This window comes from Massilia scottii (assembly GCF_030846495.1).
GTDB lineage: Bacteria > Pseudomonadota > Gammaproteobacteria > Burkholderiales > Burkholderiaceae_D > Telluria_A > Telluria_A violaceinigra.
This window is the reverse complement of sequence record NZ_JAVCWM010000040.1, coordinates 13,259-30,500: the sequence shown is the minus strand read 5'-3', so window position 1 is coordinate 30,500 and position 17,242 is coordinate 13,259. Positions and strand designations below refer to the sequence as shown.

Annotated in this window: 15 protein-coding genes; 8 read left to right on the top strand and 7 right to left on the bottom strand. The window is 64.6% G+C overall.

All coding sequences use genetic code 11. The features are described from left to right. Positions 1-3: 3 nt before the first annotated feature. Positions 4-1,569 carry an alkaline phosphatase D family protein gene (locus RBA41_RS31595; protein ID WP_306628321.1) on the bottom strand — a complete coding sequence of 522 codons (1,566 nt, stop codon included), beginning with the start codon at positions 1,567-1,569 and terminating at the stop codon, positions 4-6. After that, positions 1,570-2,031: an acyl-CoA thioesterase gene (locus tag RBA41_RS31590; protein ID WP_306628320.1), complete on the bottom strand. Its 462-nt coding sequence runs from the start codon at positions 2,029-2,031 to the stop codon at positions 1,570-1,572. A gap of 62 nt (positions 2,032-2,093) precedes the next feature. On the opposite strand from RBA41_RS31590, the gene RBA41_RS31585 reads away from it, so the two are divergent. Beyond that, positions 2,094-3,932 carry an ABCB family ABC transporter ATP-binding protein/permease gene (locus RBA41_RS31585; RefSeq protein ID WP_306628319.1) on the top strand — a complete coding sequence of 613 codons (1,839 nt, stop codon included), beginning with the start codon at positions 2,094-2,096 and terminating at the stop codon, positions 3,930-3,932. A 37-nt stretch (positions 3,933-3,969) separates the two neighbouring features. On the opposite strand, the gene RBA41_RS31580 is transcribed toward RBA41_RS31585, so the two are convergent. The 3 genes from RBA41_RS31580 to RBA41_RS31570 form a co-directional block, all read right to left on the bottom strand. Further along, on the bottom strand, positions 3,970-5,055 hold the full coding sequence (locus tag RBA41_RS31580; RefSeq protein WP_306628318.1) for a type II asparaginase: 1,086 nt from the start codon (positions 5,053-5,055) through the stop codon (positions 3,970-3,972). A 20-nt stretch (positions 5,056-5,075) separates the two neighbouring features. Next, on the bottom strand, positions 5,076-6,359 hold the full coding sequence (locus tag RBA41_RS31575; protein ID WP_306628317.1) for a metal-dependent hydrolase family protein: 1,284 nt from the start codon (positions 6,357-6,359) through the stop codon (positions 5,076-5,078). Positions 6,360-6,485: 126 nt separating this feature from the next. Continuing rightward, positions 6,486-7,745 carry a dicarboxylate/amino acid:cation symporter gene (locus tag RBA41_RS31570; protein ID WP_306628316.1) on the bottom strand — a complete coding sequence of 420 codons (1,260 nt, stop codon included), beginning with the start codon at positions 7,743-7,745 and terminating at the stop codon, positions 6,486-6,488. A 206-nt stretch (positions 7,746-7,951) separates the two neighbouring features. Here RBA41_RS31570 and RBA41_RS31565 point away from each other — a divergent pair, with 206 nt between their 5' ends. Beyond that, entirely contained in the window at positions 7,952-8,677 is a 726-nt protein-coding gene (locus tag RBA41_RS31565; RefSeq protein WP_306628315.1) for an amino acid ABC transporter ATP-binding protein, read from the top strand. 43 nt (positions 8,678-8,720) lie between these two features. Here RBA41_RS31565 and RBA41_RS31560 read toward each other — a convergent pair whose 3' ends face one another. Then, entirely contained in the window at positions 8,721-8,993 is a 273-nt protein-coding gene (locus RBA41_RS31560) for a YlcI/YnfO family protein (RefSeq protein ID WP_306628314.1), read from the bottom strand. 158 nt (positions 8,994-9,151) lie between these two features. Between RBA41_RS31560 and pyrC the strand changes: the two genes are divergently transcribed. The 4 genes from pyrC to RBA41_RS31540 all read left to right on the top strand — a co-directional run bounded on the left by pyrC (position 9,152) and on the right by RBA41_RS31540 (position 12,731). Continuing rightward, complete coding sequence (gene pyrC / locus RBA41_RS31555; RefSeq protein WP_306628313.1) at positions 9,152-10,201, top strand: dihydroorotase; 1,050 nt, start codon at positions 9,152-9,154, stop codon at positions 10,199-10,201. Between the two features lie 3 nt (positions 10,202-10,204). Next, complete coding sequence (locus RBA41_RS31550) at positions 10,205-10,996, top strand: DUF3025 domain-containing protein (RefSeq protein ID WP_306628312.1); 792 nt, start codon at positions 10,205-10,207, stop codon at positions 10,994-10,996. Between the two features lie 9 nt (positions 10,997-11,005). Further along, the gene (locus RBA41_RS31545; protein WP_306628311.1) at positions 11,006-11,989 is read left to right on the top strand and encodes a Gfo/Idh/MocA family protein; all 984 of its coding nucleotides are present in this window, start codon (positions 11,006-11,008) and stop codon (positions 11,987-11,989) included. 106 nt (positions 11,990-12,095) lie between these two features. Beyond that, positions 12,096-12,731: a LysE family translocator gene (locus RBA41_RS31540; RefSeq protein WP_306628310.1), complete on the top strand. Its 636-nt coding sequence runs from the start codon at positions 12,096-12,098 to the stop codon at positions 12,729-12,731. A gap of 22 nt (positions 12,732-12,753) precedes the next feature. Here the strand turns inward: RBA41_RS31540 and recG are convergent, their stop codons facing one another. Further along, positions 12,754-14,805 (bottom strand): ATP-dependent DNA helicase RecG, encoded by a 2,052-nt coding sequence (gene recG, locus RBA41_RS31535; protein ID WP_306628309.1) that lies wholly within the window; start codon positions 14,803-14,805, stop codon positions 12,754-12,756. A gap of 104 nt (positions 14,806-14,909) precedes the next feature. Between recG and queA the strand changes: the two genes are divergently transcribed. After that, the gene (gene queA / locus RBA41_RS31530; protein WP_306628308.1) at positions 14,910-15,932 is read left to right on the top strand and encodes a tRNA preQ1(34) S-adenosylmethionine ribosyltransferase-isomerase QueA; all 1,023 of its coding nucleotides are present in this window, start codon (positions 14,910-14,912) and stop codon (positions 15,930-15,932) included. A 12-nt stretch (positions 15,933-15,944) separates the two neighbouring features. Then, positions 15,945-17,084 carry a tRNA guanosine(34) transglycosylase Tgt gene (tgt, locus tag RBA41_RS31525; RefSeq protein WP_306628307.1) on the top strand — a complete coding sequence of 380 codons (1,140 nt, stop codon included), beginning with the start codon at positions 15,945-15,947 and terminating at the stop codon, positions 17,082-17,084. The last annotated feature ends 158 nt before the right edge of the window (positions 17,085-17,242 follow it).

The following is a 17,242-nucleotide window of genomic DNA, read 5'->3' as shown; positions in this document are numbered from 1 at the left end:
CGATCAGACCTGGCGCGCACCCGGCTTGCCGCTGGCGACTTCAAACGTCGCCAGCGTCGCCTTGCCCGACTGCGCGTTACGCACATCATCGAGCCCGACGAAGGTGGTCGTTGTCTTTTCAGGCGTCACCTCCATCAGCATGAAACCGCGCTTGTCGCTGCGGCCATATTTGGTATGCCGGTTCATCTCCAGGTATTGCAGGGTGCGCGCCTGGGGGCGCGAGCTTGAGGATACCGACGTGCCGCAAAACTCGGTCGCGATGACCGGATTGCGCGTCGACGCCGGCCGGTTGAAATCATTCTGCAGGTCCGACGCATAAAACGTGTGCACGTCGCCCGCCAGCACCACCGGATTGGCCGCGCCGCTTTTGCCCAGCGCATCGAACAGGCGCTGGCGCGCCACCGGATACCCATCCCACCCATCATTCCAGAAACGCCCGTCGCCCGGTTTCACGATCGGCACCTGGGTCGACTGCGCCATCGGCGTTTGCTGCGCGATCAGGTTCCAGCGTGCCTTCGAGGTGGTCAAGCCCTCGGTCAGCCAGGCTTCCTGCTCGCTCCCCAGCATCGAGCGGCGCGGGTCGCGCAAGGCCGCGCAGGCGCGCGTGACCGAACTCGAACCGCCCCGTCCCGCCGGTGGGCAGGCATGCGTTGCGCGGTACTGGCGGTCGTCCAGCACATGAAAGCGCGCCAGCCGCCCCCAGTCGTAGCGCTGGTACATGCGCATGCCGGCATAGTCGCCCGGCCGCGCCAGCACCAGGCGCAGCGGCATGTGCTCGTAAAACGCCTGGTAGGCCGCCGCGCGCCGCAGGGCAAACGCCGGATCGAGCCGTTCGTCGCGGTCGGCCGCGTAATCGTTGGCCACCTCGTGGTCGTCCCAGGTGACGATCCAGGGCGCCGCCAGGTGCGCGCCCTGCAGGTCGGCATCGCTCTTGTACTGGGCGTAGCGTGCGCGGTACTCGGCCAGCGAAAACGATTCCGACGTGCGCAGCGCCGACTGCGGATGGCGTAACTGGTAAGGCCCCCACTCATAAATGTAGTCGCCCAGGAACGCCACCAGGTCCGGCGCGGCGGCGGCGATGTGGCGGTGCGCCGCATAGCTGCCGAACTCCCAGTGCTGGCACGAAGCCACCGCCAGTTTCAGCGCGGCCGGCAGGCTGTCCGCCGCCGGCGCGGTACGGGTGCGCCCGGCCGGGCTGACCGCGTCGCCCAGCATGAAGCGGTACCAGTACCAGCGCGCCGGTTCCAGGCCGCGCACATCCACGTGCACGCTGTGCGCCAGTGCCGGCAGCGCGCTGGCGGTGCCTTTGGCCGCGATGCGCGTGAACGCTTCGTCGTGCGCCACTTCCCAGCGCACCGCAAAGGCAAGCGCCGGCGTGGCCGCGGCATTCAAGGGATCGTTCAGGATGCGCGTCCACAGCACCACCGAATCGGGCAGGGGAGAGCCGGAGGCAACGCCCAGGCTGAAAGGATAGCTCGTGCCGGCCGCACGCGCGCAGGCACCCGGCAGGGCGATGCCTCCCGCAGCCAGCGCCGCGTACTGCAAGAAGAGGCGGCGCTGCGCGTCCACTTACCGGTCTTGCGGGAAAATCAGCTCATCGAGCGAGGGCACCTTGCGCGGCTTGCGGTCGTCGCCGGTGGCGACATACGTCAGCGTGGCCTCGGTCACCTTGACGGTGTTGGCCTGAAGGCGGTTACGCTCGGCGTAGACTTCCACGTAGACGGTGATCGAGGTATTCCCGACTTTGGTGATATCGGCGTAAAAAGACAGCAGATCGCCGACGAACACAGGGTTTTTGAAGACGAAGGAATTCACCGCAATGGTGGCGACGCGGCCGTTGGCGCGCCGCGTGGCCGGCAGCGAACCGGCAATGTCGACCTGCGCCATGATCCAGCCGCCGAACACATCGCCGTAGACGTTAGCATCGGACGGCGCGGGCATGACACGCAGCTCGGGCATTTTGCCGGCGGGGAGTCCTCGGGTGGCGGGAGGGGGCGTGGGAGCAGGTACGGCGTTTTCTGGCGTGGTCATCGTGAATTCTCTTGAAAGGCTACAATCGACCGGAATTGAACCACAAATCCCAGAGCTCCGCCATGCGCCGTCATTCTTCGCCCCCGCCCCCCGTCGACCCGAACGCTCCGCGCCGCAGCGACTGGGGCACGCTCAAGACCCTGATTCCCTACCTCTGGGTGTACAAATGGCGCGTGATGGCGGCCCTGGCCTGCCTGATCGCAGCCAAGCTGGCCAACGTCGGCGTGCCGCTGGTGATGAAACAGCTGATCGACCAGCTGACCATCAATCCATCCAGTCCGCAGGCGCTGCTGGTGCTGCCGCTCGGTGCGCTGGTCGCCTACGGCGTGCTGCGCCTGTCGACCACCGTCTTTACCGAGCTGCGCGAATTCTTGTTCGCGCGCGTCACCCAGCGCGCCGTGCGCACCATCGCCCTGCGCGTGTTCCGCCACCTGCACGCGCTGTCGCTGCGCTTCCACCTGAACCGCCAGACCGGCGGCATGACGCGCGATATCGAGCGCGGCACGCGCGGCGTCAGCTCGCTGATCTCGTACACCCTGTTCAATATTCTGCCGACGCTGGTCGAGATCACGCTGGTGCTGGGCTACCTCGTCACCCATTACGACATCTGGTTCAGCGCCATTACCGGCGTGGCGCTGGTGACCTACATCGCCTTTACCGTCATCGTCACCGACTGGCGCACCCACTTCCGGCGCACCATGAACGAGCTCGATTCCAAGGCCAGCACCAAGGCCATCGACTCGCTGATCAACTATGAAACCGTCAAGTACTTCGGCAACGAAGATTACGAAGCGGCGCGCTACGACGAAGGCCTGAAAAACTACGAGAACGCCGGCGTCAAGTCGCAAACCTCACTGTCGGTACTGAACACCGGCCAGTCGCTGATCATCGCCACCGCCGTCACCCTGATCCTGTGGCGCGCCACCGAAGGCGTCATCGCCGGCACCATGACCCTGGGCGACCTGGTACTGGTCAACGCCTTCATGATCCAGCTGTACATTCCGCTCAACTTCCTGGGCGTGATCTACCGCGAAATCAAGCAAAGCCTGGCCGACATGGAGCGCCTGTTCTCGCTGCTCGACCAGAACCGCGAAGTGGCCGACAGCCCCGACGCCAAGGCGCTGGTCACGCACGGCGCCCAGGTCGCGTTCTCGAACGTGAACTTCAGCTATGAAGCGAAGCGCCAGATTCTGTTCGATGTCGATTTCACGATTGCGGCCGGCACCACCACCGCCGTGGTGGGCCACAGCGGCTCGGGAAAGTCGACCCTGTCGCGCCTCCTGTTCCGTTTTTATGACGTCAACAGCGGCGGCATCACCATCGACGGCCAGGACCTGCGCAACGTCACCCAGGCGTCGCTGCGCAGCGCCATCGGCATCGTGCCGCAGGATACGGTGCTGTTCAACGACACCATCGAATACAACATCGCCTACGGTAAACCCGGCGCGAGCAAGGACGACATCGTGGCCGCCGCGCGCGCCGCATCGATCCACGACTTCATCGACACGCTGCCGGACGGTTACGCCACCATGGTGGGCGAACGGGGCTTGAAACTGTCGGGCGGCGAGAAGCAGCGCGTGGCCATTGCGCGCACCCTGCTCAAGGACCCGGCGATCCTGGTCTTCGACGAAGCCACCTCCGCGCTCGACTCCAAGGCCGAACAGGCGATCCAGGCGCAGTTGAAGGAAATCGCGAAGAACCGCACCACCCTGGTAATCGCGCACCGCCTGTCGACGGTGGCCGATGCCGAGCAGATTCTGGTGCTCGATCACGGGCGCATCGTGGAACGGGGAACGCACCAGGCGCTGCTGGCCGAGAACGGCTTGTATGCCCAGATGTGGGAACGGCAGCAGGCCAGGCAGGAAGAAGAGGCGGCGGCGTCGCCGCTCGAAGTGGAGTAAAAACAGTGGGCACATGGCGTGCCCACTTTTGAGCCGGTCAGTACGTGTAGAACATGCGCTGGATTTCCTTGGTGCTGTTCGTTTTGGTCAGCGCCAGCATCAGCAGAATGCGCGCCTTCTGCGGATTAAGCGTATCGGCCGCGACGAAGTCCAGTTCGTCGTCATTGGCTTCGCCGTTGCGCGCCAAGATCCCCTGTCCCACGCGGCTTGCGCGCACGATGACCGCACCCTTGGCGCGCGCCGCCTTCAGCGACGGCACCACTTTGCTGGCCAGGCTGCCGTCACCCACGCCGGCGTGGATGATTCCCTTCGCGCCAGCGGCCACGAAGGCGTCCAGCGCCACCGGATTCATGTTCGCGTAGCCGTACACAATGTCGACCTGCGGCAGCGACTGCAAGGTGCCGATATCGAACTCGGTCTCGGTGGTGTGCTTGCGCAGCGACTGGCGGTAGAAAAATGGCTTGCCGCCCTGGATGTAGCCGAGCAAGCCGAGTTCACTGGTGCGGAAACTGTCCGGGGTCGAGGTATTGACCTTGCTGACATCGCGCGCCGACTGGATCTGGTCGTTCATCGCCACCAGCACGCCCTTGCCGACCGCTTCCGGGCTCGCTGCCAGCATCACCGAGTTATACAGGTTGATCGGGCCGTCGGCCGACAGCGCGGTGGATGGACGCATCGCGCCGACCAGCACCACCGGTTTGCGGCTCTTGACCACCAGGTCGAGGAAGTACGCGGTTTCTTCCAGCGTGTCGGTGCCGTGGGTGATGACGATGCCATCGACGTTGTTCTGCGCCAGCAGCGCGTTGACGCGCTTGGCGAGCGTGAGCCAATGCTCGTTGCTCATGTTCTCGCTGGCGATCTGGAACACCTGCTCGCCCGTGACGTTGGCCACCTTGGCCAGTTCCGGCACGGCCTTGATCAGGTTTTGCACGCCCACCGTGGCGGCGGTATAGCCGACCGTGGTGGTGCTGGTCGCGCCGGTGCCGGCGATGGTGCCGCCGGTCGCCAGGATGGTCACGTTGGCCAGTTTGGCCGCCCTGGTTTCAGCTTGCGCGGCGCCCGTCACCGCCACCAGCAGGGCGAAAAGGGCAATCATCGATTGCGTGGTTTTTTGATACAGCATGGGTTCTCCTTGGGGTGTGGTCATGGTTGTTTGTAGACGACGCCATCCTTCATCACAAAGCGCACCTGCTGCATGAGCGCGATGTCGCGCAACGGGTCGCCCGTGACGGCGATGATGTCGGCCGCGTAGCCCGGTTCCACTGAACCCAAGCGCGTGCCCTGGTCGAGCAGGGCGGCGGCATTCAGGGTGGCCGAGCGGATCGCTTCGAGCGGCGGCATGCCCGCTTCGACCATGTAGGCGAACTCCTTGGCATTGTCACCATGCGGGAACACCCCGGCGTCGGTGCCGAAGGCGATCTTCACGCCGGCCTTGTAGGCGCGCGCAAAGGTGGCCTGGATCTGCGGACCGATGGCGGCCGCTTTCGGGCGCACCAGCGGCGAATAATAATCCGGCTCCCTGGCCTTGTCGGCCACGTAGCGGCCGGCCGAAATGGTGGGCACGAACCAGGCGCCGTGCTTCTTGAACAGGGCAATGGTCTCGTCGTCCATCATGGTGCCATGCTCGATCGAGTCGATCCCGGCGCGCAGCGCGCGCTTGATGCCTTCGGTGCCGTGCGCGTGGGCCGCCACGCGAAAGCCGTAATCCTTGGCGGTGCTGATGATGGCGCGCAGTTCGTCTTCGGTGTACTGCGAATTCTGGCCGCTGCGCGCCTGGCTCAATACGCCGCCGGTGGCGGTGACCTTGATCAGGTCCGCGCCTTCCTTGTAGCGCGCGCGTACCGCTTCGCGCGCGCCTTCGGCGCTATTGACCACGCCTTCGTTGGGGCCGGGCGTGCCGAGGGCATGGGTCAGGCGCTGCGAATAATTATTGGTCGGGTCGGCGTGCCCGCCGGTGGTGGCGATCGATTTCCCCGACGTGAACATGCGCGGGCCGGGAATGCTGCCGGCCGCAATGGCACGCTTGAGCGAGACGTTCAGGCCATCGCTCGCGCCCAGGTCGCGCACCGTGGTGAAACCGGCTTTCAGGGTGCGCTCGGCAAAGATGACGGAGCGGTAGGCATGGTCGGCCGGGTTCAGGCTGATGGCGTCGCGCAGGGCGTCCGCCTGCTTCTGGGTTTCGCCGGTCAGGTGCACGTGCATGTCGATCAGGCCGGGCAGGCAGGAGTGAGCCGACAGGTCGATGTGGCCGGGGCCTGGCGTCATCGGGCCGACCGATTTGATTGAGCCATCCTCGATCACGATGCTCACCTTGTCGCGCCAGGCGCCGCTCTTCACATCGAGCAGGCGCCCGCAATCGACGGTCTGGGTGGCCGCTTGCGCACTGCCGCAAGCGAGCAAAATACCGATGGCGGACAGCTTGTGCATTGCGGTTCTCCCGAGAGGAATAATGGCGAAAGAGGGTACACGAAATCGATCTGCAGAAGTACGGCCCGGCCCAAAGGCAAAGGGCGGAAAAGCTGTGCTTTTCCGCCCCCACAAGCGTGAATGACCTTATTTGAGCGGCGAGATGGCCGGATCGACCGTACCCGGCTCGCTCAATTCGCCCTCCCACTTGGCCACGACCGCGGTGGCGATGGCGTTGCCGATCACGTTGGTGGCCGAACGCGCCATGTCGAGGAAGTGGTCGATGCCGAGCAACAGCAGCAGGCCCGCTTCAGGAATGTTGAACTGCCCGAGCGTGGCGGCGATCACCACCAGCGAGGCGCGCGGCACGCCGGCCATGCCCTTGGACGTGAGCATCAGCACCAGCATCATGGTCAGCTGGGTCGACAGCGACAGCTCGATCCCGTAAGCCTGGGCGATGAAGATGGTAGCGAAGGTACAGTACATCATCGAACCATCGAGGTTGAACGAGTAACCGATCGGCAGCACGAAAGCGGCGATGCGGTTGCGTACACCGAAGCGCTCCAGTCCTTCCAGGGTCTTCGGAAAAGCCGCTTCGGACGAGGCGGTGGAAAACGCCAGGATGGTCGGCTCGCGCACCTCGCGCAGCAGGGCGAACACGCGCGGGCCGAGGAAGATGAAGCCGGCAATCGTCAGCACAATCCACAGCACGATGATGGCGATGTAGAACTCGCCCATGAAAATGCCGTAGGTGGAGAGGATGCCGATCCCGCTCTTGGCGATGATGCCCGAAACGGCTGCCAGCACCGCAATCGGGGCCAGGTTCATCACATAGCCGGTCACCTTGAGCATCACGTGGGCGACGCCGTCGATGGCTTCGATCATCGGGTTGGCGCGTGCGCCGACAGCGGCAGCGGCGGTGCCGAAGAACAGCGAGAAGATCACGATCTGCAGGATTTCGTTCTTGGCCATGCCGTCCACGATGGACGACGGCACCAGGTGGGTGACGAACTCCTTGAGCGTCAGGCTGGAGGTGACGATGCCCGACACGGCGCCGGCCGGCGGCAGGTGGGCCACCATGGCGTCGCCAGGACGGAACAGGTTAACCAGGATCAGGCCGAGCGAGAGCGAGAGGATCGAGGCGATCACGAACCAGCCCAGTGCCTTGGCGCCGATGCGGCCGACTTCCTTGGCGTCGCCCATCTTGGCGATGCCCACCACCAGGGTCGAGAACACCAGTGGCGCGATGATCATTTTAATCAGGCGCAGGAACAGCGTGGTCACCAGCGACATGTATTCGGCGAAGGCGGCCGGGTTGGGCGTGCTGACGTTGATGACATAACCTATCACCACCCCGAGCACGAGTGCCAGCAAGATGTAGAGGGTGAGTCGATTTTTCTGGTTCATGGGCTGTGCGTCCTGTATTTGAGTCGATTCGTCGTCGAAGGGGGCTGCGGAAAGCCGGTCTCCCTGCGTTCTCGGGCAAAATAGCGGTATTTTGTGAGCGAACCAGCCAGTAATGTGATGTTTTTCTTGGCAAGTTCCGCAGTATCCTAGGGGGCGCAGGTGCTGTCAAGCTCGCACTTCCCGTATCAGAACCGACGAAAAACAACATGATCGAACTAAAAAATGTCAGCAAGTGGTATGGCCAGTTCCAGGTACTGGCCGACTGCACGACCCAGGTTGGCAAGGGTGATGTGGTGGTCATTTGCGGCCCGTCCGGCTCCGGCAAATCGACCCTGATCAAGACCGTCAACGGGCTCGAACCGTTCCAGCAGGGCGACGTGCGGGTCGACGCCATCTCGGTGGGCGACAAAAAAACCGACCTGTCGGCTCTGCGCGCGCGCATCGGCATGGTGTTCCAGAACTTCGAGCTGTTCCCGCACCTGTCGGTACGCGAAAATCTGACACTTGGCCAGACCCGGGTGCTTGGCCGCAGCCTGGAAGAAGCCACCGCCAAGGGCTTGCGGTACCTGGACCGGGTGGGCCTGCTGGCGCAGCAGGATAAATACCCGAACCAGCTCTCGGGCGGGCAGCAGCAGCGCGTGGCGATCGCGCGCGCCCTGTCGATGGACCCGATCGCCATGCTGTTCGACGAGCCCACCTCCGCGCTCGACCCCGAAATGATCAACGAAGTGCTCGACGTGATGGTCGGCCTGGCGCAGGAAGGCATGACAATGATGGTCGTCACCCACGAAATGGGCTTTGCGCGCAAGGTGGCCGGGCGCATCCTGTTCATGGACCATGGCCGCATCGTGGAAGACACGCCGACCCAGGAGTTTTTCAGTGCGCCCCGCTCCGAGCGCGCGCGCGAGTTCCTGGCGCGGATTATTCATTAATCGCGGTGGCGCGCCGATCGCCGTCCGCGCGCGCTCGAAACCTTCAATTGGCTGACCGGGCTTCAGCTTGCGCGAGTACTTCATCGAGCTCGCACAGCACATCGTCGGCGCTGTAATACTCGCCGGCTTCCAGTGCCGCGTGGCGTGAGGCCAGACCGCGTTCAATAAAGTCGTGCCGGGCACGGCGTTGCCGAATCTGCAGTGTCACCGATTCGGCGACGAAGCTGGACAGGGATTCGCCGCTTTCCAGTACGCTCTCGGCGGCTTTACGCAATTCGGGGGCGACTGGGAGGGAAGGGGAGTTGGCAGTTTTCACGATGGGACTCCATGCGTTGCATTTGCAACGTAATATCTCAAGCCCCCGAAGCGGATGCAAGCAGCGTGTTCAAACGTGCGTCATGTTTCTTGGAGGAAGCACGAGCGATTGAATGCCTGCGGAGGTTAAAATACCGCATTCGTTCTCCGAAAGCCGCCATGTCCATCATCGATACCCCCCAGAGCCTGACCATCACCCGTCCCGACGACTGGCACCTGCACCTGCGCGACGGCGCCGCGCTGGCCAGTGTGCTGCCGCACAGCGCGCGCCAGTTCGCCCGCGCCATCGTCATGCCGAATTTGAAGCCCCCGGTCACCACCACCGCCATGGCCCAGGCCTACCGCGAGCGCATCCTGGCCGCGCTGCCGGCCGGCATGCGCTTCGAGCCGCTGATGACGCTCTACCTGACCGACAATACCGACCCGGACGAAATCCGGCGCGCGCAGGACAGCGGCTTTGTCCACGCCGTCAAGCTGTACCCGGCCGGCGCCACCACCAATTCCGATGCCGGCGTGACCGACCTGACGCGCTGCTACAAGACGCTCGAAGTGATGCAGGAAGTGGGCATGCCTTTCCTGGTGCACGGCGAAGTGACCGACCAGGATATCGACCTGTTCGACCGTGAGGCGGTCTTCATCGAGCGCGTCATGCGTCCGCTGCGGCGCGATATGCCGGAACTGAAAATCGTCTTCGAGCACATCACCACCAAGGACGCGGCCCAGTACGTGGCCGAAGCCGACGGCCCGATCGCCGCCACCATCACCGCGCACCACCTGCTGTACAACCGCAACGAGATCTTCAAGGGCGGCATTCGGCCCCATTACTACTGCCTGCCCGTCCTCAAGCGCGAAGAACACCGCCTGGCCTTGATGACAGCGGCCACCAGCGGCGACGAGCGCTTCTTCCTCGGCACCGACTCGGCCCCGCACGCGGTGGGCGCCAAGGAAACCTCGTGCGGCTGCGCCGGCTGCTACACCGCGCTGCACGCGATGGAGATGTACACCGAAGCGTTCGAGCGCGCCGGTGCGCTCGACAAGCTCGAAGCCTTCGCCAGCTTCCACGGCCCCGACTTCTACGAACTGCCGCGCAATACCGACCAGGTCACGCTCAAGCGCGAAGCCTGGACCCTGCCGCAAACCGTGCCGATGGCCGATGCCAGCCTGGTGCCGCTCAATGGCGGCGAACAGATTAACTGGAAACTGCTGTAAGCGATGCTGTCGCAGATTGAATGGGCGCGGCCGTGGTACGACGCGGTGCGCCCCGCCTTCGCGCGCCTTCCCATCGACGTAAATTGCGTGGCCGACGCCCTCAATGCGGCTGCCGCGCCGCTGGCGCTGGTCAACCAGCGCGGCCTGCCGCTGCGCTTCGTGCCGCAGGCGCACTTGCCGGAAGGGCGCGCCTACGAAGAATTCATCGGCGCCACCGGCTGCGTGCCCACGCGCGACAACCTGCACGATTTTTTCAATGGCCTGGTGTGGCTGACCTTCCCGCGCATCAAGCAGCAATTGAACGCGCTGCAGGCGGCGCAGATCGCGCTGGCCGGCGTGGGCAAGTCGCGCGGCGCGGCGCGCGACGGCGCCACCATTTTCGACGAAAACTCGGCGCTGCTGGTGGTGCGTGCCGGCCTGCCAGGCGAGCAACTCGTGGCAGCGCTGCGCGCGCACGGCTGGATTGAGGCACTATACGAGCGGCGCTCTGCCTTCGGCGTCGATGCCGAGGTCTGGCTGTTCGGTCACGCGCTGATGGAAAAACTGGTCGCGCCGCGCAAGGCGATCACCGCCCACACACGCGTGGTGGTGGCCGGCGACGATTACTTCGCGCTCGCGCACGACGAGCGGCGCGCCTGGATCGACCGCCAGGTAGCGGCCGAACTGGCGGACGAAGGATTGAGCACCGCCTGCTTCACCCCCTTGCCGGTGCTCGGCGTGCCGGGCTGGTGGGAAGGGCAGGACCACGCGTTTTACGCCGACACGACTGTATTCCGGCCCAAGCGGGCCGTCTGAGGAGATGAGATGACTGAAGCGGTTCGTTGGGGAATTCTGGGCACGGGCAAGATCGCGCGCGCGTTTGCGACGGCGCTGCGCGACACGCCGGGCGCGGTGCTGGCCGGCGTGGCCTCGCGCAGCCTGGAAGGCGCGCAGGCCTTCGGCGCCGAATTCGGCGCGCTCGCTTGCTACGGTTCGTATCAGGCGCTGGCCGATGCTGACGACATCGATGTGGTCTACATCGGCACGCCGCACCCGATGCACGTCGAAAATGCCGTCATGGCGCTGGGTGGCGGCAAGGGCGTGCTGTGCGAGAAACCCTTCACCATGAACCGGCGCGAGGCTGAAGAAATCGTGGCGCTGGCGCGCGAGAAGAAGCTGTTCCTGATGGAGGCGATGTGGACGCGCTTCATGCCGGCGCTGGCCGAAGTGCGGCGCATCATCGCATCCGGCGAAATCGGCACGGCGCATCAGGTGACGGCCGATTTCGGATTCGCGGGCACGCAGGACCCCTTGCACCGACTGAATAATCCGGAACTCGGTGGCGGCGGGCTGCTCGACCTGGGGATTTATCCGCTGTCGATTGCGGCCGCGCTGCTTGGGCCGGTGGCCGATGTCCAGGCCATGGCGCTGATGGGCGAGACCGGGGTCGATATCCAGACCGGCTTCACCATGAAGCACGCAGGTGGCGGCATGTCGGTGTGCAGCTGCTCGCTCAGGGCGCGCACCCCGGCGGAGCTGACCGTGTCAGGCAGCCTGGGGCAGGTGCGCATGAACACCATGTTCCACCGGGCGCAATCGGTGACCGTGACCACGCTTGACGGGGCGCGCACGATTGATACGCCTTATCTCGGCAACGGGTATGTGCACGAGGCGATGGAAGTAGGGCGCTGTTTGAAAGAGGGCTTGCTGGAGAGCCCGGGCATGCCGCTCGATGAGACGCTGCATTTGATGGGGGTACTCGATACGATCCGCGGCCAGATCGGGTTGCGCTACCCGGCCGATGCCTGATCGCCGGACTGGTGCCGGCGGTCCGGCTCGTGTTGAAATATTGTCAAAATTTCCCTCGGAAAACTGCTAGCATTGTCGTTCCATTCAACCTGACCGAGGACTGCTTGTGAACGAATTGACGCTGATCGCCGGCATTGCCGCCGCCCTGGGGCTGGGTGCAATGAGCCCCGGGCCGAGTTTTATCATGGTGGCGCGCACCGCGGTGACCGCGTCGCGCATGGATGGCATCGCCGCCTCGGTCGGCATGGGTATCGGTGGCGTCTTGTTCGCTGCAATCGCCTTGCTCGGACTGCACGTCGTCCTCACCAATGTGCCCTGGCTGTATATGGTGCTCAAGGCGGCTGGCGGCGCTTATCTGATTTATCTCGGCTACCGGATCTGGCGCGGCGCGGCCCAGCCCCTGGCGCTCGGACAGGACGTCGCGCCGCGCCAGCGCCGCCAGCTTGGCAAGTCGTTTTCATTAGGGCTGGTAACGCAGCTGAGCAACCCGAAGACGGCGATTGTGTACGCCAGCGTATTCACCGCGTTTTTGCCGCCGTCATTTTCGCTGATGCTGGCGCTCGTGCTGGCGCTGATGGTCTTCGTCATCGAGGCCGGCTGGTACGTCGTCGTGGCCATTGCGCTGTCGTCGCAGCGTCCGCGTGCCTGGTACCTGCGTTACAAGGCGTGGATCGACCGGGCGGCCGGCGGCGTCATGGCCGCGCTGGGCGGCAAATTGATCTGGTCCGCGCGCTCCTTGTAAGCGCGGGCGTGGCGGGCCGGCTTCAGACCTTCAAGAACTCCTCGCGCCCGCCCAGCCAGCGCGCCAGGTGCGCCTCGACCACATCATCGACCGCCTCATGAATCAGATTGTGCGCCACGTCGCGCGCCTGTTCCACCAGCCACTGGTCGGTTTCCAGGTCCGCAAACCTGAGCATCGCCTGTCCCGACTGGCGCGCCCCTAAAAACTCGCCCGGTCCGCGAATCTCCAGATCCCTGCGCGCGATCTCGAAACCGTCGGTGGTCTCGCGCATCGTCATCAAGCGCTGCTTGGCGATCGGCCCCAGCGGGCTCTGATACAGCAGCAGGCACACGCTGGCCGCCGACCCGCGTCCCACGCGCCCGCGCAGCTGGTGCAGCTGCGACAAGCCAAAGCGCTCCGCGTGCTCGATCACCATCAGCGAGGCATTCGGCACGTCCACCCCCACCTCGATGACGGTGGTGGCCACCAGCACCTGCACCTCGTTCGCCGTAAAAGCATCCATCACCTCCTGCTTCTCGGCCGGCTTTAGACGCCCGTGCACCAGCCCCACCTGCAAATCGGGCAGCGCTTCGGCCAGCATGGCGTGGGTATCGGTCGCGGTCTGCAATTGCAGCGCCTCGGATTCTTCGATCAGCGGACAGACCCAGTAAATCTGGCGTCCCTCCAGCGCCGCCGCGTGCACCCGCTCGATCACTTCATCGCGCCGGTTCTGGTCGATCGCGCGCGTGACGATGGGGCTGCGCCCCGGCGGCAGTTCATCGATGACCGACACTTCCAGGTCGGCGTAATAGGTCATCGCCAGGGTGCGCGGAATCGGCGTGGCCGACATCATCAGCTGGTGCGGCGTTTTGCCGTTGCTGCCCTTGTTGCGCAAGGTGAGGCGCTGGCCGACGCCGAAGCGGTGCTGCTCGTCGACGATCACCAGCCCCAGTTTCGCGAACTGCACCGAGTCCTGGATCAGCGCGTGGGTGCCGATCACCAGCTGCGCCTCGCCCGATTCCACCATCGCCGTGGCGGCCAGCTTGTCCTTCTTTTTCAGGCTGCCGGTAAGCCACGCGACCTTCACGCCGAGCGGCTCCATCCAGCCGGCGATCTTGCGGAAGTGCTGGTCGGCCAGGATTTCGGTGGGCGCCATCAGTGCCGCCTGGTAGCCGCTGTCGATGGCTTGCGCCGCGGCCAGCGCCGACACCACGGTCTTGCCGCTGCCTACATCCCCCTGCAGCAGGCGCTGCATCGGATAGCCATTTTTCAGGTCGGCGCGGATTTCCTTGAGCACGCGCTGCTGCGCGCCGGTCAGCTTGAACGGCAGCTGCCCGAGGAACGCTTCCGACAGGGTGCCGATCGCTTTGAGGACCGGCGCGCCCTTGACCCGGCGCGCCCGCTGCGCGCGTTTGAGCGAGAGCTGCTGCGCCAGCAGTTCGTCGAACTTCATGCGGATCCAGGCCGGGTGCGAGCGCTCCACCAGCGAATGGGCGTCGATTTCCTGCGGCGGATAGTGCAGCAGCCGCACCGACGGCTCGAAGTCGGTCAGGTTCATTTCCTCGCGCAGCGACGGCGGCAAGGTATCGCGCCAGTCGATGCGCTTCATCGCGTCCGCAATCGCGCGCCGCAAAATCGCCTGCGACAAGCCTTCGCCGGACGGATACACGGGCGTGAGCACGGTCGGCAGCGGCGCGCCCTCGTTAATCACCTTGTAGGTCGGGTGCACCATCTCGGCCCCGAAAAAGCCATGCTTGAGTTCCGCCCGGGCGCGCACGCGCGTGCCTTCGGCCAGCTGCTTGACCTGGCTGCCGTAAAAATTCATGAAGCGCAGCAGCAGGTCGCCGCTCTCGTCGGCGATGGTGACGAGCAGCTGGCGCCGCGGGCGGAAGCTGATCTCGTTTTTCGTGACCACCCCTTCGACCTGCGACACATGGCCGCCGCGCAGGCAGGCTTCGCGGATCGACACCACGCAGGTCTCGTCCTCGTAGCGCATGGGCAGGTGCAGCACCAGGTCCATGTCGGTGTGCAGGCCCAGCTTGGCGAGCTTGCTTTCGTTGGTTTTCGGTGGTGTTTTCGGTTTGGTCGGCGGCATATTGAAGCAACTTCAGTGCGTAAGGGGGTAAAATAGAGGGTTGCCCTGCACGCGTGAGCCCTTATTGTACGGCTCTTGACCCTCTTTTTTACAAAATTAGCAGAATGTACTCGCTCTCCGACTTCGATTTCGACCTGCCCGCCGAGCGCATCGCGCAAACGCCGCTGCCCGACCGCAGCGCTTCCCGCCTCTTGCACCTGGACGGGACGCACATCGTCGACCGCCAGTTCGCCGATATTGTCGGCCTGCTCGCGCCCGGCGACCTGCTGGTGATGAACGACACGCGCGTGCTCAAGGCGCGCTTTTTCGGCGTCAAGGAAACCGGCGGCAACGTCGAGGTGCTGGTCGAGCGCATCCTCGACAGCCGCACCGTGCTGGCCCAGGTGCGCGCCTCCAAGTCGCCCAAGCCCGGCAACCGCATCCGCCTGGCCGACGCCTTCGACGTCACCGCGGGCGAGCGCGCCGGCGAATTCTTCACCCTCGTTTTCGATGGCGACGTGTTCGAGCTGATCGAAGCGCACGGGCGCCTGCCGCTGCCGCCCTATATTGAACACGATGCCGACGAATTCGACGAAACGCGCTACCAGACCGTATACTCGCGCGAACCGGGCGCGGTCGCCGCGCCCACGGCCGGCCTGCACTTCGACGAAGCGCTGCTGGCCGCCCTGAAGGCCAGGGGCGTCAACTTCGCCTACGTTACCCTGCACGTCGGCGCCGGCACGTTCCAGCCGGTGCGGGTCGAGGCGCTGGCCGAGCACAAGATGCACACCGAGTGGTACACCGTGCCGCAGGAAACCGTGGACGCGGTACGCGCCGCCAGGGCGGCCGGGCGCGACGTGGTGGCGGTCGGCACCACCAGCCTGCGCGCGCTCGAATCGGCCTCGCAGTCGGGCGAGCTGGTCGCCGGCAGCGCCGACACGGCCTTGTTCATCACGCCCGGCTACACCTTCAAGACGGTGTCGCGCCTGATCACCAACTTCCACCTGCCCAAATCGACCCTGCTGATGCTGGTGTCGGCCTTTGCCGGCTATGATGCCATCCGCGCCGCCTACGCGCACGCCATCGCCAGCCAGTACCGCTTCTTCAGCTATGGCGACGCCATGCTGCTCACGACCGACAATAAGTAGACCAGACAAACTATGCTCGACTTCCAACTTCTCAAGACCGACACCAGCGGCCTGTCGCACGCGCGGCGCGGCCGCCTCACGCTCAATCACGGCGTCATCGAAACCCCGATCTTCATGCCGGTCGGGACCTACGGTTCGGTCAAGGCGATGTCGCCGGTCGAACTGAAGGAGGTCGGCTCGCAGATCATCCTGGGGAACACCTTCCACCTGTGGCTGCGCCCGGGCACCGAGGTGCTCAACAAGTTCGGCGGCCTGCACGGCTTCATGGGCTGGGACAAGCCGATCCTGACCGATTCCGGCGGCTTCCAGGTGTTTTCGCTGGGCGCGATGCGCAAGATCACCGAGGAGGGCGTCAAGTTCTCTTCGCCGATCGACGGCAGCAAGCTGTTTTTGTCGCCCGAGATATCGATGCAGATCCAGCGCGCGCTCAACTCCGACATCGTCATGCAGTTCGACGAATGCACGCCGTATGAAATCGACGGGCGCCCGGCGACGTCGCTGGAAGCGGCGCAATCGATGCGCATGTCGCTGCGCTGGGCCCAGCGCTCGATGAACGAATTCACGCAGGGCGAAAATCCGAACGCGCTGTTCGGCATCGTCCAGGGCGGCATGTTCGAGAACCTGCGCGACGAGTCGCTGGCGGGCCTGGAAGAGATCAACTTCCCGGGCATCGCGATTGGCGGCCTGTCGGTGGGCGAGCCGAAGGAAGACATGATGCGCATGCTGGAACACGTCGGCCCGCGCCTGCCGCCCAACAAGCCGCACTATCTGATGGGTGTGGGCACGCCGGAAGACCTGGTGGCCGGGGTGGCGAACGGCATCGACATGTTCGACTGCGTGATGCCGACCCGGAACGCGCGCAATGGCTGGTTGTTTACCCGCTTTGGCGACGTCAAGATCAAGAATGCGCGCTACAAGGACGACCAGGGGCCGCTCGACGAGAGCTGCGACTGCTACTGCTGCAAGAATTTTTCGCGCGCCTACCTGCACCACCTGCACCGCTCCAAGGAAATCCTGGGCGCGCGCCTGAACACCATCCACAATTTGCACTACTACCTGAAGCTGATGAGCGAAATGCGCGACGCGATCGACGCCGACCGTTTCCACGCCTTCCGCCTCGAATTCAACGCCGGCCGTGCCCGGGGCGTCTGACCCAGTTGCACATTCGGCACTAATTTCCTAACCGGGGTCAGACCCCGGTTAGGAAACATGGGTGAAATCGGTAACGCCGCCCGTGGTTGTTGAAAATTAAATAACTTTCGGCCGCTTGCAAAAATGAAGATGGCAGCCAAATAGGTCGAATTGGTTTG

Excerpts from the sequence above, each read along its gene's own strand:
- RBA41_RS31550 (WP_306628312.1), top strand. The coding sequence starts at position 10,205 with ATGCTGTCGCAGATTGAATGGGCGCGGCCGTGGTACGACGCGGTGCGC.
- RBA41_RS31545 (WP_306628311.1), top strand. The coding sequence starts at position 11,006 with ATGACTGAAGCGGTTCGTTGGGGAATTCTGGGCACGGGCAAGATCGCG.
- RBA41_RS31575 (WP_306628317.1), bottom strand. The coding sequence starts at position 6,359 with ATGCACAAGCTGTCCGCCATCGGTATTTTGCTCGCTTGCGGCAGTGCG.
- RBA41_RS31590 (WP_306628320.1), bottom strand. The coding sequence starts at position 2,031 with ATGACCACGCCAGAAAACGCCGTACCTGCTCCCACGCCCCCTCCCGCC.
- pyrC (WP_306628313.1), top strand. The coding sequence starts at position 9,152 with ATGTCCATCATCGATACCCCCCAGAGCCTGACCATCACCCGTCCCGAC.
- RBA41_RS31580 (WP_306628318.1), bottom strand. The coding sequence starts at position 5,055 with ATGCTGTATCAAAAAACCACGCAATCGATGATTGCCCTTTTCGCCCTG.
- RBA41_RS31585 (WP_306628319.1), top strand. The coding sequence starts at position 2,094 with ATGCGCCGTCATTCTTCGCCCCCGCCCCCCGTCGACCCGAACGCTCCG.
- tgt (WP_306628307.1), top strand. The coding sequence starts at position 15,945 with ATGCTCGACTTCCAACTTCTCAAGACCGACACCAGCGGCCTGTCGCAC.
- recG (WP_306628309.1), bottom strand. The coding sequence starts at position 14,805 with ATGCCGCCGACCAAACCGAAAACACCACCGAAAACCAACGAAAGCAAG.
- RBA41_RS31570 (WP_306628316.1), bottom strand. The coding sequence starts at position 7,745 with ATGAACCAGAAAAATCGACTCACCCTCTACATCTTGCTGGCACTCGTG.
- queA (WP_306628308.1), top strand. The coding sequence starts at position 14,910 with ATGTACTCGCTCTCCGACTTCGATTTCGACCTGCCCGCCGAGCGCATC.
- RBA41_RS31565 (WP_306628315.1), top strand. The coding sequence starts at position 7,952 with ATGATCGAACTAAAAAATGTCAGCAAGTGGTATGGCCAGTTCCAGGTA.